The sequence below is a fragment of the Mitsuaria sp. TWR114 genome (assembly GCF_007997345.1).
In genome coordinates, this window is record NZ_VOSR01001070.1 from 1 (window position 1) to 564 (window position 564).

At 69.0% G+C, this 564-nt stretch carries 1 protein-coding gene; it reads right to left on the minus strand.

Annotated features, from left to right (window positions below):
* Positions 1 to 219 precede the first annotated feature (219 nt).
* A partial coding sequence (locus FUT87_RS29680; RefSeq protein WP_186830811.1) for a hypothetical protein occupies positions 220 to 564 on the minus strand: 345 nt, incomplete at its 5' end.

The following is a 564-nucleotide window of genomic DNA, read 5'->3' on the forward strand; positions in this document are numbered from 1 at the left end:
GTTCTCGCCCATCGTCGGCGCGGTGGCCAGGCAACCCGCGAGCAGCAGCGGGGACAGCAGCAGGGCCGACTTCAGCGCGAAGCCGGACACGGAAGTGGAGCGGGGAGTGGCGAGCATGGGATCCTCCAGTTTTTCTAAGGACGTCTCAGGACGAGCGGAAACAACAACGACGGACACGACCCGGTCGGCCCGACCGGCCGGGTCTGGGGAACGGGGTGATCAGTCGAGCGGGGTGGCGGGCGCGACGCCGTAATGGCCGCCGACCGGCTGGCCATGCGGGTTGCCGATCCAGATGCTGGTGCCGAAGACATCGCTGCAGCCGCCCCAGGCGATCTCGAAGGCGCGCGGCTCCTCGTTGCGGGTCTGCGCGTAGACGGACACGGTGCTGTCGGACGGACCGATCGTGTAGCAGACCCGCGCCCACACCGGACGCGGCGACGACGCCACCACCGAGGCCGAGCCCTCGGCATTGCCATCGGAGGCCTTGGCCATCCATTTCGTACCGCGGGTGGGTCCCGGGTTGTAGCTGAACACGTAAGGCACCTGCGCCACCGCCGCGATCGA